Consider the following 19,380-nt stretch of genomic DNA (forward strand, 5'->3'; position numbering starts at 1 on the left):
CGTGATCGGGGACCCGGGGGGCGGTAGCGGGGTAGGCCCTCGTCGTGATCGGGGACCCGGGGGCAGTAGCGGGGTAGGCCACCGTCGGGACCCGGGCGCGGAAGCCGGACACGCCACCCCGGGCCGGGCGCGGGGGCCGGGCGGACGTGCGCGCACGCAGGGCGGGACCTCCCGCTCAGGCGAAGCTCCAGCGCGTCTGGCCGTACGGATCGCCCTTGGCGAAGCCGAAGGCCGTGCGGGGGGTCACCGCGAAGACCAGCGCACGGCCGCCCGCCCCGTTGGAGAACATGCCGTCCGTGACGCCGAAATGCCACTCGGCGCCGTACTTCTCCTCCCACGCCTCCGCGAGCGCGATCAGCCGCCCCTCGTCCGTCACCCGGGCGGCACGGCCCTCGACCACCACGTCGAAGCCCTCCTCCAGCGTGTTGGTGCCGGTGGTCAGCACGACCTCCGGATTCGTGGCCAGGTTGCGCGCCTTGCGTTCCGAGGGGCCCGTGCAGAAGTGCAGCGCGCCGTTCGACCAGAGGCCGATCAGCGGGGTCACGTGCGGGCGGCCGTCCGGGCGGACCGTGGACACCCAGTACAGCTCGGCGCCCTCCAGCAGGGCCACCGCCTCCGCCCACGGGCGTGCGGCGGCGTCCTCACCGCTGTAGCGGGAGTCCAGGGCGGTCTCGGGGGCGGGGGTGTCCTTCTCCGGCATGGCGGGCCTCCTGCGGGCGATCGGGCGGTGTCGCGTGCTCCTCCGCCGATCGTGCCCGGGAAGCGCGGCGCCCGCTCCCTCTACGGATTCACCTGGGCAGGGCTAGGCTCGAAGGGCGGATACGTGATCGGCGGGCAGGAGACACGGGATGACAACGGTGCCGGGACGCAGGAGCAGTACGTTCACCCGACTGCTGCGGCACGGTTTCACCGATCCGTCGGCCGCCGAACGGCTGCTGGATCTGCCGGAGCTCTCCTCCGTACGTGCCGATCCCGTCCTGTTCGACGCCCTCGGAGCCACCGCCGACCCGGATCTGGCCCTGCACAGCCTCGTTCGGCTCGTGGAGGCCGAGGAGCCGGGGGAACGGCAGGTCCTGCTGGACACCCTCGTCACCGCCAAACCGCTGCGGGACCGGCTGCTGGGGGCCCTCGGGGCCTCCGAGGCGCTCGGGGACCACCTGGCGCGGCACCCCCGTGACTGGCAGGTGCTGGTCACCTACGAGGCCACCGATCTGCACCCCGGGGTTCCCGAGTTCGAGACCATGCTCGGCGACGCCGTCGACCCCGACGCGCTGCGGGTCGCCTACCGCAGGTCCCTGCTCTCCATAGCGGCCCGCGACGTGTGCGGGACGACCGACGTCGCGCAGGTCGCCGCCGAGCTCGCCGACCTCGCCACGGCCACCCTGCGGGCCGCGCTCGCCATCGCGCGCGCCGCCGCGCCCGCCGACGCCGCGCAGTGCCGTCTCGCCGTCATCGCGATGGGCAAGTGCGGCGGACACGAGCTGAACTACGTGTCCGACGTCGACGTCATCTTCGTGGGCGAACCCGTCCCGGGGGCGGAGGAGAGCGGCGCCGTGCAGGCCGCCACCCGCCTCGCCGCCCACATGATGCGGATCTGCTCCGACACCACCGTCGAGGGCACGATCTGGCCCGTCGACGCCAACCTCCGCCCCGAGGGCCGCAACGGGCCGCTGGTGCGCACCCTCTCCTCCCACCTCGCCTACTACCAGCGCTGGGCCAAGACCTGGGAGTTCCAGGCGCTGCTCAAGGCCCGGCCCGTCGCCGGGGACCCCGAGCTGGGCGCGGAGTACGTCGCGGCCGTGTCCCCCCTGGTCTGGCAGGCCGCCGAACGGGAGAACTTCGTCGGCGACGTGCAGAAGATGCGCCGCCGCGTCGTCGACAACATCCCGGTCGACCGCGTGGACCGTGAGCTCAAGCTCGGCCCCGGCGGGCTCCGGGACGTCGAATTCGCCGTACAGCTCCTCCAGCTCGTCCACGGCCGCAGCGACAGCACCCTGCACTCCGGCTCCACCCTGGAGGCCCTGCGGGCGCTCGCCGACGGCGGCTACGTCGGCCGGGCCGACGCCGCCCAGCTGGACGAGGCCTACCGCTTCCTGCGGGCCATGGAACACCGCATCCAGCTCTACCGCCTGCGCCGCACGCATCTCGTCCCCGAGGACGAGGCCGACCTGCGGCGGCTCGGACGGTCCCTCGGGCTGCGTACGGACCCCGTCGCCGAGCTGAACCGCGCCTGGCGCAGGCACGCGTCCGTGGTGCGGCGGCTGCACGAGAAGCTCTTCTACCGGCCGCTCCTGGACGCCGTCGCCCAGCTCGCCCCGGGCGAGAGCAGGCTCAGCCCCAAGGCCGCCGTGGTCCGCCTCGAAGCCCTCGGATACGCCGACCCCGCCGCCGCGCTCCGTCACCTGGAGGCCCTGTCGTCCGGGGTCTCCCGCAAGGCAGCGATCCAGCGCACGCTGCTGCCGGTGCTGCTCGGCTGGTTCGCGGACTCCGCCGACCCGGACGCGGGACTGCTGGGCTTCCGGCAGGTCTCCGACGCCCTCGGCAAGACCCCGTGGTATCTGCGGCTCCTGCGCGACGAGGGGGCCGCTGCGGAGAACCTCGCCCGGGTCCTGTCCGCCGGCCGGCTCGCCCCCGACCTGCTGATGCGGGCCCCCGAGGCCGTCGCCATCCTCGGCGACCCCGAAGGGCTGACGCCGCGCGGCCGGGACCACCTGGAACAGGAGGTGCTCGCCGCCGTCGGCCGGGCCCCGGGCGCCGAGGCGGCGGTCGCGGTGGCACGCGGGGTGCGGCGGCGCGAGCTGTTCCGCACGACCGCGGCCGACATCATCGGCTCGTACGGCACCGAGGACAGCCCCGCCGAGACGGACCCGGGCGCGCTCGTCGACCGGGTCGGGTCCGCCGTCAGCGACCTGAACGCCGCCGCGCTCTCCGGCGCCCTGCGCGCCGCCGTGCGCGACCGGTGGGGCGACACCCTGCCCACCCGCTTCGCCGTCATCGGTATGGGCCGCTTCGGCGGGCACGAGCTGGGCTACGGCTCGGACGCCGACGTCCTGTTCGTGCACGAGCCCCGGGAAGGCGTCGGCGACGAGGAGGCCGCCCGGGCCGCGAACACGGTCATCACCGAGATGCGCAGGCTCCTGGAGCTGCCGACGGCGGACCCGCCGCTGCTCATCGACGCCGACCTGCGGCCCGAGGGCAAGACCGGCCCCCTGGTGCGCACCCTGAAGTCGTACGAGGCCTACTACCGGCGCTGGTCACTGGTCTGGGAGAGCCAGGCCCTGCTGCGGGCCATGCCGGTGGCCGGCGATCCGGAGCTGGGGCGCTCCTTCATCGAGCTCATCGACCCGCTGCGCTACCCGATGGAAGGGCTCGGCGACGACGCGGTCAGGGAGATCAGGCGGCTCAAGGCGCGCATGGAGTCCGAACGCATGCCGCGCGGGGCCGACCCGACGCTCCACACCAAGCTGGGGCGCGGCGGGCTGAGCGACGTCGAGTGGACCGTGCAGCTGATGCAGATGCAGCACGGCTGGGTCGAACCCGGGCTGCGGACCACGCGTACGAGAGAGGCCCTGGCCGCGGCGTGCGCGGCGGGGCTGATCCCGGCCGAGGAGGCACAGACCCTCGACGACGCGTGGGTGCTGGCCTCACGGGTGCGGAACGCCGTGATGCTGGTGCGGGGCCGGCCGGGCGACACCTTCCCCTCCAACCCGCGCGAGCTGACGGCCGTGGGGCGGTACCTCGGCTACGAGCCGGGGCACGTGGGGGACATGCTGGACGACTACCGCCGGATCACGCGGCGAGCCCGGGCGGTGGTGGAGGAGCGCTTCTACGGGGCTGCCGGCTGAGCGGTCGGCAGCCGCGGGGCAGTCGGCACGTGCCGGACCCTTTCCGCTACACGTGCCTGACCCTTCCGCTCGGAAGCCGCGGCACATCCCGCCCTGGTTCCCCGGAGCCCGTAGCCCGCGCCGCACCCCCTGCCGCGCGCTCGCCCTTCTCAGTTCTCCTCGGCCACCGGACGGGCCTGTGAAGCCTGCGGGGCCTGGGCCCCCGGTGCGGGCCGGGGCGCGGGCGCCCGGCGCAGGCGCAGGCGCAGGCGCAGCCGTGTCCGCCCGGGTGACGGCACACGTCTCGCCAGGCGGTGCGGCAGCGTCCCGTACCAGGCGTACGAGAGCGCGATGCCGAAGGACAGGCAGACCATCCCGCCCACCGCGTCCAGCCAGAAGTGGTTGGCCGTGGCCACGATCACCACCAGCGTGGCGACGGGGTACAGCAGGCCCAGGATTCTGGCCCAGGGCGCGGTGGCCAGAGCGCATATGGTCAGACCGCACCACAGGGACCAGCCGATGTGCATGGACGGCATCGCCGCGTACTGGTTCGACATGTGCTTGAAGTTGCCCGAGGCCATCGAACCCCAGGTCTGGTGCAGCATCACCGTGTCGATGAAGCCGCCGCCGTTCATCAGCCGGGGCGGGGCCAGCGGGAAGAGGTAGTAGCCGAGCAGTGCCACCGCCGTGGTGGCGAAGAGGACCAGACGGGTGGCCGCGTATCTGCCGGGATGACGGCGGAACAGCCAGACGAGCACACCGATGGTGACGACGAAGTGCAGCGTCGCGTAGTAGTAGTTCATCGACACGATCAGCCATGTCACCGAATTGACGGCCTGGTTGACCGTCTCCTCGAAGGCGAGGCCCACCGTGTGTTCGAGGGACCAGATCCAGTCGGCGTTGCGCAGCGCCGCCGCCTTCTGCTCGGGAACGGCGTTCCGCACCAGCGAGTAGAGCCAGTAACTCACCGCGATGAGCAGGATCTCGAACCAGAGGCGAGGGTGGCGGGGGGAGCGCAGGGAACGCAGTCCCGGCAGGAGACCCCCGCGCGGGGAGGTCACTCTCGTCGAACCGGACACCGTCGCCCGATCCGCGACGAGTGACGGGGTGGCCGCCGTGCGGTCTTCCTGTGTGGTCACGTGCGATTCACCCATAGGCGCAGAGTCTGCCAGATACGTCCCTCTCTGCCCGATGATCCTCCGGTCGGGTTCCGGTCGCACATCGGGTACTTTACCGACGCGCTCGGGGGCCGGAGGAGGGGCCCGGACCCGATGCGGTTGAACCACGGACGACCAGTTCGGGCATGAAGACGAACTCGCTGTGCGGAGCGGGCGTGCCGCCGATCTCCTCCAGCAGCGTGCGCACCGCGGCCTGGCCCATCGCCGTCACCGGCTGGCGGATCGTGGTCAGCGGCGGATCGGTGAACGCTATGAGGGGCGAGTCGTCGTAGCCGACCACCGAGAGGTCGCGCGGGACCTCCATCGACAGCCGCCGCGCCGCCCTGATCGCGCCGAGCGCCATCATGTCGCTCGCGCACACCACCGCCGTGCAGCCGCGCTCCATCAGCGCGGAGGCAGCCGCCTGGCCCCCCTCCAGCGTGTACAGGGAGTGCTGGATCAGTTCCTCGACCGCGTCCGGCGCCAGGTCCAGCTGCTCCCGCATCGTGGCGTGGAAGCCCTCGATCTTGCGGAGCACCGGGACGAAGCGCTTGGGCCCGACCGCCAGACCGATGCGCTGGTGCCCCAGTGCCACCAGGTGCGTCACCGCCAGCCGCATCGCCGCACGGTCGTCGGGGGAGATGAAGGGTGCCTGCACCTTGGGGGAGAAGCCGTTGACCAGGACGAAGGGTACGCCCTGGGCCCTGAGTTGTTCGTAGCGCTGCATGTCGGCCGAGGTGTCCGCGTGCAGCCCGGAGACGAAGATGATCCCCGAGACCCCGCGGTCGACGAGCATCTCGGTGAGCTCGTCCTCGGTGGAGCCGCCGGGTGTCTGGGTCGCCAGCACGGGCGTGTAGCCCTGCCTGGTGAGCGCCTGGCCGATGACCTGGGCCAGCGCGGGGAAGATCGGGTTCTCCAGCTCGGGCGTGATCAGGCCGACGAGGCCGGCGCTGCGCCGGCGCAACCGCACGGGGCGTTCGTAGCCGAGGACGTCGAGCGCCGCGAGGACGGATTCACGGGTGGCCGCTGCAACACCGGGCTTGCCGTTCAGTACACGGCTGACCGTCGCTTCGCTGACCCCCGCCTGAGTTGCGATATCGGCAAGCCGTGCGGTCATGGCAATGGACTGTACCGGGCGCGTGTCGGATTGCCCACCATGCGCGGTATCCGGGCACTCCGTACCAGCCGTCACCGCCGCTCGCACCGCTGACGGCAACATCTTGCAAGTCCTTGCGGGGCCTCTCCGGACACCCCTTCCAGGGCGGTGGACGGGCCCTGCGGCCGTCCTGGCCAGGCATGTGCAGGGTGAAGAGCGTTTGGTCAAGAGTCTTGACGGCAACCTTGCGGACACGCCAATGTAACGATCAGCGGTGCTTGCAGAAATCTTCCGCAAAGTCTTTCGGTCGTCTTTCATCCTTGTTACGTTCACGTCGACCCGGCGCCGCGACGGAGCGGTACGGCAGTTGAAGGAGTTCAGATGCGACGTGGCATAACGGCCACCGCCCTGGTCGCGGCCCTGGCGCTCGCGGCTACCGCTTGCGGCAGCGATGACGAGACCGGCGGCAGCAAGAGCTCGGGCGAGCTCTCCGGCACGGTTACGTGGTGGGACACCTCGACCGTCGGCAGTGAGGACAAGGTCTTCAAGAAGATCGCCGAGGGTTTCGAGAAGAAGCACCCGAAGGTCGACGTCAAGTACGTCAACGTTCCCTTCGGTGAGGCGCAGAACAAGTTCAAGAACGCCGCTCAGGCCGGCGCCGGCGCCCCGGACGTCATCCGTTCCGAGGTCGCCTGGACCCCTGAGTTCGCGGACCTCGGCTACCTCGCCCCGCTGGACGGCACCGCCGCGCTGAAGGACCAGGACGACTTCCTGGAGCAGGCCGCCGCGTCGACGAAGTACAAGGACAAGACGTACGCCGTCCCGCAGGTCATCGACTCGATGGGCATCTTCTACAACAAGAAGATCTTCGCCGAGGCCGGCGTCGAGGTCCCCAAGACGATCGCCGACCTGAAGACCGTCTCGAAGAAGATCAAGGACAAGACCGGCAAGACCGGTCTCTACCTGCGCGGCGACGACGCGTACTGGTTCCTCTCCTTCCTCTACGGCGAGGGTGGCGACCTGGTCGACGCCGACTCGAAGAGCATCACGGTCGACAAGCCCGAGGGCGTCAAGGCCTTCGAGACCGTCAAGGACCTGGTCGACTCCGGTGCCGCGAAGACCGACGCGACCGACGGCTGGGAGAACATGCAGTCGTCGTTCAAGGACGGCAAGGTCGCGATGATGATCAACGGCCCGTGGGCCGTCGCCGACACGCTGACCGGCAAGGAGTTCACCGACAAGGCCAACCTGGGCATCTCCCCGGTGCCGGCCGGCTCGGCCGCGCAGGGCGCCCCGCAGGGTGGCCACAACCTCGCCGTCTACGCGGGCTCCAAGAACCTCGACGCCTCGTACGCCTTCGTCGAGTACATGACCTCCGTCGAGTCGCAGGCGCAGACCGCCGGTGAGCTGAACCTCCTCCCGACCCGCACCTCGGCCTACTCCAAGCAGGAGGCCGTGGACAGCGAGATCGTCCAGTTCTTCAAGCCGGTCGTCGAGACCGCCGTCGAGCGCCCCTGGATCCCGGAGACCGGCAGCCTCTTCGCGCCGCTCGTCACCGAGTACACCAAGGTCCTCACCGGCCAGACCACGCCGGAGAAGGCCGCCTCGGCGACCGGCGACTCCTACCGCAAGCTCCTCAAGGGCTGGAAGTAACTCAGGAAGGCAGGCCGGCTGATGGCTGTCCACACCAGCCAGTCGGTGGCGAAGGCCGCGGGCGACGACGTCGCCCGCGGCCGGAGCCGCGGTACTGGTAACCCCGCTCCACCGAGCAAGTTCCGGCGGGCCATGTCGGCCCACTGGTACGCCTGGACCATGGTCGCCCCGGTCGTGGTCGTGATCGGCGTGATCATCGGTTATCCGCTGGTCCGCGGCATCTGGCTGTCGTTGACCGACGCCAACGAGCGCAACGTCGCACGGTCGATCGGCGTCAACGAACTGCCCGCCACCTACGAGTTCGTGGGTGTGGACAACTACGTCGACGCGCTGACGGGTACCCAGTTCCTCGGCACACTCGGCTGGACGCTGGTGTGGACGGTCTCCTGCGTGGGCATCACCTTCTGCCTGGGCATGGCGCTCGCCAACATCCTCAACCGCCGTATCGCGGGACGTTCCGCCTACCGCATGGCCCTGATCCTGCCCTGGGCCATCCCCGGCTTCGTCTCGGTCTTCGCCTGGCGCTTCCTCTACAACGAGGACCGCGGGCTGCTCAACAAGATCCTGGCCGGCGGCGGCTTCGACGGCATACCGTGGCTGAACGACCCCACCTGGGCCAAGTTCTCCGTGATCGCCGTCAACGTCTGGCTCGGCGTGCCGTTCATGATGGTCGCCTTGCTCGGCGGACTGCAGTCGATCCCCTCGGAGCAGTACGAGGCCGCGGAGATGGACGGCGCCACCGCATGGCAGCGCTTCCGTCACATCACGCTCCCCGGACTGCGCCCGGTGTCCACCACGGTGATCCTGCTCTCCACCATCTGGACCTTCAACATGTTCCCGGTGATCTTCCTGCTGACCCGCGGCGGACCCGGCGAGGCCACCCAGATCCTGGTCACCCAGGCGTACAAATTCTCCTTCGAGATCAGCCCGCGCGACTTCGCGCAGTCCTCCACGTGGGGCGTGCTGATCCTCGTACTCCTGATGCTCTTCGCCGTGGTCTACCGGCGAGTGCTCCGCACGCAGGGAGACAACTGGTGACCACCGTTACGGCATCCACCGCCCGGCACTCCGCCCGCAAGCCCAAGCTGCGCGGCGACCGTTCGCCGGTCGCGTCCGTGGCCCTGCACCTCACCCTGATCATCGCCTCGGTGATCGCGGTCTTCCCGGTGCTGTGGGTCCTGCTGACTTCGCTGAAGCCCGCCAAGTTCGCCACGACGACGGACTTCTTCAAAGAGACGACGTTCGAGAACTACACGAACCTGATCAAGGACACCGAGTTCCTGACCTGGTTCGGCAACTCCGTGGTCATCGCGGGGCTCTCCACCGTCATCGGCGTCTTCGTCTCCGCCACCACCGGCTACGCCGTCAGCCGCTTCCGGTTCCCCGGCAAGCGCGGGCTGATGTGGACGCTGCTGATCACCCAGATGTTCCCGGTCGCCGTCCTCATCGTGCCGATCTACAACATCATGTCGAGCATCGGCCTGCTCAACCAGCCGGCCGGCCTCGTCATCACCTACCTCACCATCTCGGTGCCGTTCTGCGCCTGGATGATGAAGGGCTTCTTCGACACGATCCCGCACGAGATCGACGAGTCGGGACAGGTCGACGGACTCACTCCGTTCGGGACCTTCTGGCGGCTCATCCTGCCGCTCGCCAAGCCCGGTCTCGCCGTCACCGCCTTCTACTCCTTCATCACCGCCTGGGGCGAGGTGGCGTACGCCTCCGCCTTCATGGTCGGCGACGAGAACCTCACGCTCGCCGGCGGACTGCAGAAGTTCGTCAACCAGTACGGAGCCCAGTGGGGCCCGATGACCGCGGCGTCCGTGCTCATCGCCATCCCGGCCGCACTGGTCTTCCTCTTCGCGCAGAAGCACCTGGTCACCGGCATGTCCGCCGGAGCCGTCAAGGGCTGACGCACCCAGTCCCGTACGACCGCACGCCACGTCACGGCGGCGCCGGATCCCCGACCCGGTCCCGGCGCCGCTCCCCACCCAGACACCCCAGGGACGACATGACCCAGCACCTCGCTGCCCCCTCCACCGGCACGTCCGACGACGCCCCGGGCCACCGCACCGGCTGGTGGCAGGACGCGGTGATCTACCAGGTCTATCCACGGAGCTTCGCCGACGGCAACGGCGACGGCATGGGCGACCTCCCGGGCGTCACCGCGCGGCTGCCCTACCTCAGGGACCTCGGTGTCGACGCCGTCTGGCTCAGCCCCTTCTACGCGTCGCCGCAGGCCGACGCCGGGTACGACGTCGCCGACTACCGGGCCATCGACCCGATGTTCGGCACGCTCCTGGACGCCGACGCGCTGATCCGCGAGGCCCACGGGCTGGGCCTGCGGATCATCGTCGACCTGGTGCCGAACCACTCCTCCGACCAGCACGAGTGGTTCAAGCGCGCCCTCGCCGAGGGCCCCGGCTCCGCGCTGCGCGAGCGCTACCACTTCCGCCCCGGCAAGGGCACCGACGGCGAACTCCCGCCCAACGACTGGGAGTCCATCTTCGGCGGCCCGGCGTGGACCCGGACCACCGACCCGGACGGCACCCCCGGCGAGTGGTACCTGCACCTCTTCGCGCCCGAGCAGCCCGACTTCAACTGGGAACACCCGGCCGTCGCCGACGAGTTCCGCTCCATCCTGCGCTTCTGGCTCGACGTGGGCGTCGACGGCTTCCGCGTGGACGTCGCCCACGGCCTGGTCAAGGCCGAGGGCCTGCCGGACCTCGGTTCCCACGACCAGCTCAAGCTGCTGGGCAACGATGTCATGCCGTTCTTCGACCAGGACGGCGTGCACGAGATCTACCGCAGCTGGCGCACCATCCTCGACGAGTACCCGGGTGACCGCATCCTCGTCGCCGAGGCGTGGACCCCCACCGTCGAGCGCACCGCCAACTACGTGCGTCCCGACGAGATGCACCAGGCCTTCAACTTCCAGTACCTGTCGACCGCCTGGGACGCCGCCGAGCTGCGCGCCGTCATCGACTCCTCGCTCGACGCGATGCGTCCGGTGGGCGCCCCCACCACCTGGGTGCTCTCCAACCACGACGTCACCCGCCACACCACCCGCTTCGCCAACCCGCCGGGCCTGGGCACCCAGATCCGTACCCCCGGCGACCGCGAGCTGGGGCTGCGCCGGGCACGCGCGGCGACCCTGCTGATGCTGGCGCTGCCCGGCTCCGCCTACGTCTACCAGGGCGAGGAGCTCGGCCTCCCGGACGTCACCGACCTGCCCGACGAGGCCCGCCAGGACCCGTCGTTCTTCCGCGCCGAGGGCCAGGACGGCTTCCGCGACGGCTGCCGGGTGCCGATCCCGTGGACCCGCGAGGGCAGCTCGTACGGCTTCGGCGGCGGCAGCAGCTGGCTGCCGCAGCCCGACAGCTGGGGCGCGCTCTCCGTCGAGGCCCAGACCGGCGTCGAGGGCTCCACGCTGGAGCTGTACCGCGCCGCGATCGCCGCCCGGCGCGAGCACCCGGGCCTCGGCGCCGGCACGGACCTGCGGTGGCTGGACGCCCCCGAGGGCGTGCTCGCCCACGGCCGCCCCGGCTTCGTCTGCACCGTCAACACGACGGGCGCACCGGTACGCCTCGCGGTCCCCGGCACCCTGCTGCTCGCCAGCGCCCCGGTGACCGTCGACGCCGACACCTTCGAGCTGCCCGCCGACACCACGGTGTGGTGGACGGTGTGACCGTCCCGGCACCCAGGACCGGACCGGCGCTGCGGCTCTCCGACATCGCCGGTCAGGCCGCGGTCAGCGAGGCCACCGTCAGCCGGGTGCTCAACGGCAAGCCGGGCGTCGCGGACACCACGCGTCAGCGGGTGCTCGCGGCGCTCGACATCCTCGGTTACGAACGTCCCGTGCGGCTGCGGCAGCGCAGCGCCGGGCTGATCGGCCTGGTGACACCCGAACTCACCAATCCGATCTTCCCGGCGTTCGCGCAGTCCGTGGAGCAGGTGCTCGCCGGGCACGGCTACACGCCCGTGCTCTGCACCCAGCTGCCCGGGGGCGCGACCGAGGACGAACTGGTCGAACAGCTCGTCGAGCGTGGCGTCGGCGGCATCGTCTTCCTGTCCGGGCTGCACGCCGACACCTCGGCGGACCCGGCACGCTACGCCGCGCTCACCGACCGGGGTGTGCCGTTCGTCCTGATCAACGGCTACAACGAACGCATCAGCGCCCCGTTCGTCTCGCCCGACGACCAGGCGGCCGTCCGGATGGCCGTCACCCACCTCGCGGAGCTGGGGCACCGGCGGATCGGCCTGGCCATCGGACCGCAGCGCTACGTGCCCTCCCGGCGCAAGCGCGACGGCTTCGTCGACGCGGCCGTGGCCGTGCTGGGCATGGACCGGAGCGAGGCCGAACTCCTGGTGTGCTCCACGCTGTTCGGTGTCGAGGGCGGCCAGGTCGCGGCCGGGGCGCTGCTGGACCGCGGGTGCACCGGCATCGTCTGCGGCAGCGACCTGATGGCGCTCGGCGTCGTCCGGGCGGCCCGGGGCAGGGGCCTCGACGTCCCGCGCGACGTCTCCGTCGTCGGCTTCGACGACTCGCAGCTCATCGCCTTCACCGACCCGCCGCTGACCACCGTGCGCCAGCCGGTGCAGGCGATGGCGGCTGCGGCGGTGGGCGCCCTGCTGGAGGAGATCGGCGGCAGTCCCGTGCAGCGCACGGAGTACGTGTTCCAGCCGGAACTGGTGGTGCGCGGTTCCACCGCGGCGGTGCGCGGCGCCTGAACGGGCGCGACGACAGGGGGATGTGCGGGGCCGGGTCCGGAGGGGGGACCCGGCCCCGTTCCGTGTGCCGTGGCACGCCCGCCGCCCGCCGGGACGTCGTCCTCCCGCGCGTGCACGGTGATCTGGATCACACGCTGTCACAGGGGCGTGGCCGGTGGTGTCTTGAGCTCGAACCGCTCGAACCGCTCGCAACGAGGGAGACATCATCATGAGGGAGAACACCGAGGTGGTCGTGGTGGGCGGCGGGTACGCCGGCGTCATGGCGGCCGATCGCCTGACGCAGCGCGACGACGTCACCGTGACGCTGATCAACCCCCGCCCCGCCTTCGTCCACCGTGTCCGCCTGCACCAGATGGTGGCCGGGACCCACACCGCTGTCGTCGGCTACCAGGAGGTCCTGGCGGAGGGGGTGCGGCTGGTGACCGACACCGTGACGCGGATCGACGCCGGGGGGCGTGCTGTGGAGCTGGCGAGCGGTGGCGCGGTCCGCTACGACTACCTGGTCTACGCGGTGGGCAGCGGCAGCGCCGACCCGCAGGTGCCCGGGGCGGCCGAGTTCGCCTACCCGATCGCCGGCCTGGAGGAGGCGCAGCGGCTGCTGCCGGTCCTCGCCGCCGCGTCCGCGTCGGCGCCGGTGACGGTCGTCGGAGCAGGTCCGACCGGCATCGAGACCGCGGCCGAACTGGCGGAGCAGGGACGCCGCGTGACCCTGGTCTGCGGGGGTGTGCTCGGCCCGTACCTGCACCGGCGGGGCCGCCGGTCGGTGGCCGGGCGGCTGGCGGCGCTCAGGGTGACGGTCCTGGAAGGCGCCGAGGCGAAGGTGACGGCGGTGACGCGGGACGCGGTCCGGCTCGCCGACGGCCGGGAGCTGCCCAGCGCGGTGACCATCTGGACCGCGGGCTTCGGTGTGCCGGACCTGGCCCGCCGCAGCGGGCTGAGCACCGATGCCCTGGGCCGCCTGCTCACGGACGAGACGCTGACGAGCGTGGACGACGACCGCGTCGTCGCGGCCGGGGACTCGGCGGCGCCGTCGGGCCTGCCGCTGCGGATGAGCTGCCAGATGGCGATGCCGCTGGGCGCGCGCGCCGCCGACACCGTGCTCAGCCGGCTGGCGGGGGAACGGCCCGAGCCCCTCAACCAGTCGTTCGGAGCGCAGTGCCTCAGCCTGGGCCGGGGGAGCGGCGTCTTCCAGTTCGGCAACAGGTCCGACGTCGCTGTGTGGTTCCACGTCGCCGGTCGCCTCGGCGCGAAGATGAAGGAGACCGTGTGCAAGGGCATCGTGAAGCACCTGGCCGATGAGGCGCAGAAGCCCGGCGGGTACAGCCTGCACCGCATGAAGGGGGGCGCCGGTCGCCGCGAGGCGCTGGAGGCCGTACGCGCCGAGGCACCGGCCATCGAACGGATTTCCTAGGTCCGGGCCGGCCGAAGGGGAGATGATCCACACATGAGTGCTGATCCCGTCGTTGACCGGGCCACCGAGACCTTCGTCGCCCAGCGCAATCTGCTCTTCACCGTCGCGTACGAGATGCTCGGCTCGGCGGTCGACGCCGAGGACGTCCTCCAGGAGACCTGGCTGCGGTGGGTCGAGGTCGACCTCGACCAGGTGCGCGACCAGCGCGCGTACCTGGTCCGGATCACGACCCGGCAGGCGCTCAACCGGCTGCGCACGATGTCCCGGCGCAAGGAGTCGTACGTGGGCCCGTGGCTGCCGGAGCCGCTGCTGACCACACCGGACGTGGCCCAGGACGTCGAACTCGCCGAGAGCGTGTCGATGGCGGTGATGCTGGTCCTGGAGACGCTGTCACCGACCGAGCGGGCCGTCTTCGTGCTGCGCGAGGTCTTCGACGTCGGCTACGACGAGATCGCGGCGGCGGTCGACAAGACCCCGGCAGCGGTCCGCCAGATCGCGCACCGTGCCCGCCGGCACGTGGACGCCCGTCGCCCACGCACAGTGGTGACTCAGCGTCAGACGCAGGCGGCCGTGCAGTCGTTCGTACGGGCACTTGAGGGCGGGGGCCTTCAGGAACTGCTCGACGTCCTCGCGCCTGATGTCGTCTACATGGGCGACGGCGGCGGCGTGAAGCACGCCGCGCTACGGCCGATCGTCGGCGCCGACAAGGTGGCCCGCCTCCTGGCCGGCGGCCTCAACAAGAACACGATCCCGATCACCTTCCGCCCCACCGTGGTCAACGGCAGTCCGGCGCTCGCGCTCCACCTGGACGGTGAGCTGGACAGCATCGTCGCGGTCCACGTGGAAGACGGCCGCATCACCGGTCTCTACGTCGTCCGCAACCCGGAGAAGCTGTCCCGCATCGCGTCCGAGACACCGCTCACCCTGCGGTGAATCACCCGTAGTCGATCTGCGGCGTGGGAAGTCGGGCGCGGCAGTGGACCTCGTGCCGGCCCGGACCGTCATCAGCTCGTCCGACTCCAGAGAGAGATTCTTGGCATGGAGATCCTTCGCTATGTGTTTCTCGTCTTCCACCTCTTCGGGTTCGCCGCGCTCCTGGGCGGCGTCTTCTACCAGCTGAGAGGGAAGGACCCGGTGACCGGCAGCTACATGGTGAGCAGCGCGGTCGTCCAGCTGGTCACCGGTGCGGGGCTCATCTGGACCCGGATATCCCAGGACCTGCCGGTGGACGACGCGAAGATGGGGGTGAAACTGGCCCTGGACGTCCTGGTGGCGGTCACCGCGCTGGTCGGCATGCGCAACAAGCGGCCGTGGGCCTTCTTCGCCGTGGCGTCGTTCACGGCCGCCGCAGCAGTCGTGGCCGTCGTCTGGAAATAGCCCCGGCGGACCGCCACGGAGCGGTCAGCGCCGGGAGGCGTACGCGAGGAAGGTCACCCAGGCGGTGGGGGCGAAGCCGACCTGGGGGCCGGGCACGCTCTTGGAGTCCCGGACGTGCACGGCGCCGGGGGTGGTCGCCACCTCGACGCAGTCGTTGCCGCTGCTGCTGTCGCTGTAGCTGCTCTTGAACCAGACCGGTTCGCGGGTGTCCTCGACGGAGGGCTTGTCGGTCATGTCTCTCCCAGCACTTGCTCGATGAAGGCGAGCGACTCCCGTGGCGTGAGCGCCTGGGCTCGGATCATCCCATAGCGCAGCTCAAGGATCCTGAGCTGCTTCGGGTCGGAAACCGGGCGCCCGTTGAATGCGCCGCCGGAGCGACCGACGGCGCTGCCGTCACCGAACTTGAGGACTTCGATGTCACTTCCGATGCCGGGATGTGTCTCACAGCTCAAGGGCATCACCTGAAGCGAGACGTTTCGCAACCGCCCCACGTCGAGCAGGCGTTGAAGCTGGTTCCGCAAGGCAGCCCTGCCCCCGATCGGGCGCCTGAGTGAAGCCTCCTCCTGGACGAAGCTGAGGGTGGGGGCAGGCTCCCGCTCGAAGACGGAACGACGTCCGATGCGCGCTGACACCCCTCGCTCCACCTCGTCCTGCGAGTACGCGGGTTGGCGGGCCTCCAGCAACACCCGTGCGTGCTCCTCGGTCTGTAGAAGCCCGTGCACCCCGTGGCAGGAGAACACGCTGATCTCCACCGCACGGGCCTCCATACGCGCCAGGTCCCGCACCTTCTTCGGGTAGCGGACCTCCGCCATCTCCTTCTTGAACATGGCGAGCTTCCCGCCCGCCCCCAGCGCCTTGTCCGCCTTGTCCAGGAACTCCGGCCGGGGGATACGCCGTCCGCCCTCCACCTTGTAGACCAGATCCTCGCCGTACCCGATCGCGGCCCCGAACTCACCGGCCCGCATGCCCGCGGCCTCCCGCCAGGCCTTGAGCTGGCGGCCCACGGAGGCGACCACCGCCGCCCCCGACTCGTCGTCGGGATCGACCTCCCAGCCGGGCTCGTCGGCTCCGTCGTTCCCGTGCGCCGTACCCGCCTCGTCCACGCTCATCCGTGCCCCACTTCTGACGCGCCTGCCGTTCCTGCACCAACCTCTGTCGTCCCCCACGGGTCACCCCGGACAGTCGGGACAGCGCTGGACAAGGACTGGACAATCACCGTACGTAACCGGCTTGTCTCTCATCACGGTAAGCAAAAAAGGCCACGCTGCGTGATGTGACCGAAGAAATCACCCGAACCGAAAATTCCGCTCCGGTACGGCAGTTCGCCGTGCTGCTCTCTCCCACGCGAAGGGGCGCGAGGCTCGCGCGGCTGCTCGCCGCGGCGCATCTGGGGCACTGGGGGCTGCCCACGGAGCCGGCCGTGAACCTTGTGGCCGAACTGGCCGCGAACGCCGCTCTGCACGGCCGTGTACCGGGCCGGGACTTCCGGCTGAGCCTCACGATCCACCAGGAGGGGCTTCTCCGGATCGAGGTGACCGACACCCGGGCGGATCGTCTTCCTCCCGGGCCCGGCGCCCTCGCCGTGACAGCCGGTGACGCGGAGTCGGGGCGAGGTCTGCTGATCGTCGAGGCGCTCGCGGACCGTTGGGGCGTCGACCTCGGGCCCGCCCCGCGCAAGACCGTCTGGGCCGAAGTCGATCCTGCCCCGTGACCCCCGCCGCCGGGTCGCGGGTGTCCACGACCCGGCGGACCGCGACCCGGCCCTCCACGACATCAAATGCTGTGAAAGAACTCGGGAAAAGACCCTTCCCACCCCAACCCCGCCCTCCTGCGCGTTTCGTCACTCACTCGGGTGACATAACGCAACTGAGCTGGATTTGGCATGTGTTGTCGGGCATATGCTCGCTCCGACCGCAGCAGACATGAGACGGCCCCCGCCGGGACGGGCATCCCGATCGAGGGCCTGACCACCGAGGAAGAAGAAGCTTCCTGATGGGTACCCAGCAGGTTACCGCGCCCCCGTGCGCGCAGCCGGTTGCGTCCGGCGTGATCCACGCGAACGTCCGGCACAGCGCGGGCTTCACCGTCGTCGGCAACCACCTGGCGCAGCACCGGAATCTCTCCCTCGTCGCGATGGGGCTGGCCCTGCACATCCAGTCGCTGCCCGCCGGGGCGAAGGTCGCCATCAAGCACCTGGCCGGTCGCTTCCCGGAGAGTGAGACCCGGATCGCCGCCGCCCTGCGGGAGCTGGAAGCCGCGGGCTATCTGCACCGCAGCCGCGTACGCCTCGCCGACGGGCGGATCGTGACCCGCACGGTGTCCTTCAACCAGCCGGGTGCGGAGACCGCTGCCGCACCCGTCGCCCCTCGGCCCCGGGTCGCACGCCGTACGGCGGCATCCGAAGCGGTGCCCACCCCCGCCCCCGCCCCCACGCCCGCGCCTCCTCCGGGGTGCGAGCCGACCGTGCCGGAACGCCTGCCGGAGGCCGTCCTCGTGCCGCCCCCGACGGCGCGTACGGCGCCGCCCCCGCCGCTTCCACAGCCGCAGGCGCCCACCCCCGAGCTCCGGCGCACCGCCACGGCGGTCCTCGCCGACCTGCGTCGTCACGCACCCCAACTGGTGCTCTCCGCCGCCGACATCGAGGTGCTCACGCCCGGCGTCGCCACCTGGCTGGAGCGGGACGCCGACCCGGAGACCGTCCGTCACGCCCTGACCCAGGACCTGCCGGTCCCGCTCAAGCACCCGGCCAAGCTCCTCCGGCACCGGATCACGGCCCTTCTGCCGCCTCCGCTCCCCGGCACCCACGAGCTGGCCCCCGTACGCCCCGGAGCGATCGTCATCCCGCTCCAGAACTGTGACCGCTGCGACCGGGCCTTCCGCTCGCGCCACCCCGGCCACTGCCGCGACTGCCGCGCCGACCTGCCCACCGTCGCCTGATCCCGGACGGAGACCCCTGGTCGGCGCACCGGAAGGGCTCCACCGTCGGCTGGTTCGCACCGCGTCCCTCACCACCTCCGCCGAGATCTCCGACGAGGGGACGACCGGCGATCGGTGATCTCCCAGGTCCGCCCACCGGATCCGGTCCCCTCGGGCGTCACGGCGGCGCCGTGCACATCGGTGCGCCGCGGTCCCGGCGCCGTCCCCGTACCGGCCGTGGCCCCACGAGCCGGAGACCCACCCGGGGCAAGCTCACGCTCGATCCGTGGCGCCGGGCGGCTGGTCCGGGCTCACCGTTCTCAGGCCCGCCGAGGGGCCCGGACATATGCGCGTGCCCTCCGCGCCGGCGGCGGGTAGCGTGGCGCTCTTCGGCCGGCAGGACCGGCCGGAGTCCCTGAGGCGACCACCCATGACTCCTTCCGGCCGGACACCCTCCCGCCTCCGCCTCGACACCGCGCTGCACGGCCTCGCCCTCACCTTCCGAGGGATGACAGCCGTCCCGGACGAGGACAACTGCGAGTGCCACTGGGGCAGCGCCGAGGACCTCGCCCAGCTCAAGACGCCCGATGCGGAACTCGACCCGGACCTTCTGCGGCGTACCTGGCAGGCGATCGACTGGCGTGATCACGGGGCCGTGCTGCGCCGCATACTGCCGCAGTTCGCGGTGGCCCTCGTCGCGGGCGCGGTGGAGCCGCTCTTCGACATGGGGGACGTCGGCCAGGCCTTCGGGCGCGGCAGGTGGCAGCGCTGGTCCGGCGACCAGGCCGCTGCCGTGGAGGAGTTCCTGCACGCGTGGTGGGCCGACAGCCTCGTGGCGCCCGACGCCGCCGTGCCGGCGTACGAGGTCTTCGCCCTGTGCGCCGAGGCCTCGGGCACCGTGAGGCCCTGGCTCGACGTGTGGGCCGTGACGGTCCACCCCACGGCCGACCGGCGGCTGGTGGAGGCCGTCCGGGAGTGGGAGTACGACCTGCTGGGAGGCAAGCTCCCCTGGTACGCCTGGGATCACGACGAGAAGAGGGTCGGCGAGCTGAGCGCCTGGCTGGCCGAGCACGCGCCCGCGCGCCTCGGTTCGCAGGGGGCCCCGCAGGAACTGCACCACCAGGTGCGGCTGCTCGGCCTCCCCGAGCCCGCCCGCTGGGAGGACCCGCACTGGCCCGGCCACACCTACTGAGCCGGGCGGTCCGCGCGGGAGAG

Annotated in this window: 17 protein-coding genes; 12 read left to right on the forward strand and 5 right to left on the reverse strand. The window is 71.2% G+C overall.

The features are described from left to right. Positions 1 to 175: 175 nt before the first annotated feature. Positions 176 to 700 (reverse strand): pyridoxamine 5'-phosphate oxidase family protein, encoded by a 525-nt coding sequence (locus ACFY8O_RS10235; protein WP_387900493.1) that lies wholly within the window; start codon positions 698 to 700, stop codon positions 176 to 178. A gap of 148 nt (positions 701 to 848) precedes the next feature. On the opposite strand from ACFY8O_RS10235, the gene ACFY8O_RS10240 reads away from it, so the two are divergent. Next, complete coding sequence (locus ACFY8O_RS10240) at positions 849 to 3,845, forward strand: bifunctional [glutamine synthetase] adenylyltransferase/[glutamine synthetase]-adenylyl-L-tyrosine phosphorylase (RefSeq protein WP_387900495.1); 2,997 nt, start codon at positions 849 to 851, stop codon at positions 3,843 to 3,845. A 149-nt stretch (positions 3,846 to 3,994) separates the two neighbouring features. Here ACFY8O_RS10240 and ACFY8O_RS10245 read toward each other — a convergent pair whose 3' ends face one another. Continuing rightward, positions 3,995 to 4,978, reverse strand: a complete 984-nt coding sequence (locus ACFY8O_RS10245; protein ID WP_387900497.1) for a phosphatase PAP2 family protein — start codon at positions 4,976 to 4,978, stop codon at positions 3,995 to 3,997. A gap of 76 nt (positions 4,979 to 5,054) precedes the next feature. Further along, a complete protein-coding gene (locus ACFY8O_RS10250) occupies positions 5,055 to 6,098 on the reverse strand; it encodes a LacI family DNA-binding transcriptional regulator (RefSeq protein ID WP_145801913.1) in 1,044 nt (347 codons plus the stop codon). A 360-nt stretch (positions 6,099 to 6,458) separates the two neighbouring features. Here ACFY8O_RS10250 and ACFY8O_RS10255 point away from each other — a divergent pair, with 360 nt between their 5' ends. From ACFY8O_RS10255 to ACFY8O_RS10290, 8 genes are all read left to right on the forward strand, one after another. Beyond that, entirely contained in the window at positions 6,459 to 7,730 is a 1,272-nt protein-coding gene (locus ACFY8O_RS10255) for an extracellular solute-binding protein (RefSeq protein WP_145801915.1), read from the forward strand. Positions 7,731 to 7,751: 21 nt separating this feature from the next. Continuing rightward, complete coding sequence (locus ACFY8O_RS10260; protein WP_387900499.1) at positions 7,752 to 8,768, forward strand: carbohydrate ABC transporter permease; 1,017 nt, start codon at positions 7,752 to 7,754, stop codon at positions 8,766 to 8,768. Next, complete coding sequence (locus tag ACFY8O_RS10265) at positions 8,765 to 9,643, forward strand: sugar ABC transporter permease (protein WP_145801919.1); 879 nt, start codon at positions 8,765 to 8,767, stop codon at positions 9,641 to 9,643. The genes ACFY8O_RS10260 and ACFY8O_RS10265 overlap by 4 nt, the downstream gene beginning before the upstream one ends. 98 nt (positions 9,644 to 9,741) lie before the next feature. After that, a complete protein-coding gene (locus ACFY8O_RS10270; RefSeq protein WP_387900501.1) occupies positions 9,742 to 11,418 on the forward strand; it encodes a glycoside hydrolase family 13 protein in 1,677 nt (558 codons plus the stop codon). Continuing rightward, the gene (locus tag ACFY8O_RS10275; RefSeq protein ID WP_145801923.1) at positions 11,403 to 12,461 is read left to right on the forward strand and encodes a LacI family DNA-binding transcriptional regulator; all 1,059 of its coding nucleotides are present in this window, start codon (positions 11,403 to 11,405) and stop codon (positions 12,459 to 12,461) included. The genes ACFY8O_RS10270 and ACFY8O_RS10275 overlap by 16 nt, the downstream gene beginning before the upstream one ends. 208 nt (positions 12,462 to 12,669) lie before the next feature. Further along, positions 12,670 to 13,872 (forward strand): NAD(P)/FAD-dependent oxidoreductase, encoded by a 1,203-nt coding sequence (locus ACFY8O_RS10280; RefSeq protein WP_387900503.1) that lies wholly within the window; start codon positions 12,670 to 12,672, stop codon positions 13,870 to 13,872. Positions 13,873 to 13,905: 33 nt separating this feature from the next. Further along, positions 13,906 to 14,805: an RNA polymerase sigma-70 factor gene (locus tag ACFY8O_RS10285; protein WP_387900504.1), complete on the forward strand. Its 900-nt coding sequence runs from the start codon at positions 13,906 to 13,908 to the stop codon at positions 14,803 to 14,805. A 105-nt stretch (positions 14,806 to 14,910) separates the two neighbouring features. Then, positions 14,911 to 15,249 (forward strand): hypothetical protein, encoded by a 339-nt coding sequence (locus ACFY8O_RS10290; protein WP_387900506.1) that lies wholly within the window; start codon positions 14,911 to 14,913, stop codon positions 15,247 to 15,249. A 24-nt stretch (positions 15,250 to 15,273) separates the two neighbouring features. Here the strand turns inward: ACFY8O_RS10290 and ACFY8O_RS10295 are convergent, their stop codons facing one another. Together ACFY8O_RS10295 and ACFY8O_RS10300 are read right to left on the reverse strand one after the other, a co-directional pair. After that, entirely contained in the window at positions 15,274 to 15,483 is a 210-nt protein-coding gene (locus ACFY8O_RS10295; protein ID WP_387900507.1) for a DUF397 domain-containing protein, read from the reverse strand. Then, positions 15,480 to 16,358, reverse strand: coding sequence for a helix-turn-helix domain-containing protein (locus tag ACFY8O_RS10300; protein WP_387900508.1), 879 nt, complete (start codon positions 16,356 to 16,358; stop codon positions 15,480 to 15,482). Before ACFY8O_RS10300 ends, ACFY8O_RS10295 begins: the two co-directional genes overlap by 4 nt. A 164-nt stretch (positions 16,359 to 16,522) precedes the next feature. Between ACFY8O_RS10300 and ACFY8O_RS10305 the strand changes: the two genes are divergently transcribed. The 3 genes from ACFY8O_RS10305 (at position 16,523) to ACFY8O_RS10315 (ending at position 19,357) form a co-directional block, all read left to right on the forward strand. Next, positions 16,523 to 16,960 carry an ATP-binding protein gene (locus tag ACFY8O_RS10305; protein WP_387900509.1) on the forward strand — a complete coding sequence of 146 codons (438 nt, stop codon included), beginning with the start codon at positions 16,523 to 16,525 and terminating at the stop codon, positions 16,958 to 16,960. Between the two features lie 281 nt (positions 16,961 to 17,241). Beyond that, the gene (locus ACFY8O_RS10310) at positions 17,242 to 18,186 is read left to right on the forward strand and encodes a helix-turn-helix domain-containing protein (RefSeq protein WP_387900511.1); all 945 of its coding nucleotides are present in this window, start codon (positions 17,242 to 17,244) and stop codon (positions 18,184 to 18,186) included. A gap of 409 nt (positions 18,187 to 18,595) precedes the next feature. After that, positions 18,596 to 19,357, forward strand: a complete 762-nt coding sequence (locus ACFY8O_RS10315) for a hypothetical protein (protein WP_387900512.1) — start codon at positions 18,596 to 18,598, stop codon at positions 19,355 to 19,357. The last annotated feature ends 23 nt before the right edge of the window (positions 19,358 to 19,380 follow it).

Origin of the sequence: Streptomyces argenteolus, assembly GCF_042902585.1 — a bacterium.
Lineage (GTDB): Bacteria > Actinomycetota > Actinomycetes > Streptomycetales > Streptomycetaceae > Streptomyces > Streptomyces argenteolus.

Excerpts from the sequence above, each read along its gene's own strand:
- ACFY8O_RS10290 (WP_387900506.1), top strand. The coding sequence starts at position 14,911 with ATGGAGATCCTTCGCTATGTGTTTCTCGTCTTCCACCTCTTCGGGTTC.
- ACFY8O_RS10285 (WP_387900504.1), top strand. The coding sequence starts at position 13,906 with ATGAGTGCTGATCCCGTCGTTGACCGGGCCACCGAGACCTTCGTCGCC.
- ACFY8O_RS10295 (WP_387900507.1), bottom strand. The coding sequence starts at position 15,483 with ATGACCGACAAGCCCTCCGTCGAGGACACCCGCGAACCGGTCTGGTTC.
- ACFY8O_RS10270 (WP_387900501.1), top strand. The coding sequence starts at position 9,742 with ATGACCCAGCACCTCGCTGCCCCCTCCACCGGCACGTCCGACGACGCC.
- ACFY8O_RS10250 (WP_145801913.1), bottom strand. The coding sequence starts at position 6,098 with ATGACCGCACGGCTTGCCGATATCGCAACTCAGGCGGGGGTCAGCGAA.
- ACFY8O_RS10235 (WP_387900493.1), bottom strand. The coding sequence starts at position 700 with ATGCCGGAGAAGGACACCCCCGCCCCCGAGACCGCCCTGGACTCCCGC.
- ACFY8O_RS10315 (WP_387900512.1), top strand. The coding sequence starts at position 18,596 with ATGACTCCTTCCGGCCGGACACCCTCCCGCCTCCGCCTCGACACCGCG.
- ACFY8O_RS10310 (WP_387900511.1), top strand. The coding sequence starts at position 17,242 with ATGGGTACCCAGCAGGTTACCGCGCCCCCGTGCGCGCAGCCGGTTGCG.
- ACFY8O_RS10240 (WP_387900495.1), top strand. The coding sequence starts at position 849 with ATGACAACGGTGCCGGGACGCAGGAGCAGTACGTTCACCCGACTGCTG.
- ACFY8O_RS10255 (WP_145801915.1), top strand. The coding sequence starts at position 6,459 with ATGCGACGTGGCATAACGGCCACCGCCCTGGTCGCGGCCCTGGCGCTC.
- ACFY8O_RS10260 (WP_387900499.1), top strand. The coding sequence starts at position 7,752 with ATGGCTGTCCACACCAGCCAGTCGGTGGCGAAGGCCGCGGGCGACGAC.
- ACFY8O_RS10280 (WP_387900503.1), top strand. The coding sequence starts at position 12,670 with ATGAGGGAGAACACCGAGGTGGTCGTGGTGGGCGGCGGGTACGCCGGC.
- ACFY8O_RS10300 (WP_387900508.1), bottom strand. The coding sequence starts at position 16,358 with ATGAGCGTGGACGAGGCGGGTACGGCGCACGGGAACGACGGAGCCGAC.
- ACFY8O_RS10245 (WP_387900497.1), bottom strand. The coding sequence starts at position 4,978 with ATGGGTGAATCGCACGTGACCACACAGGAAGACCGCACGGCGGCCACC.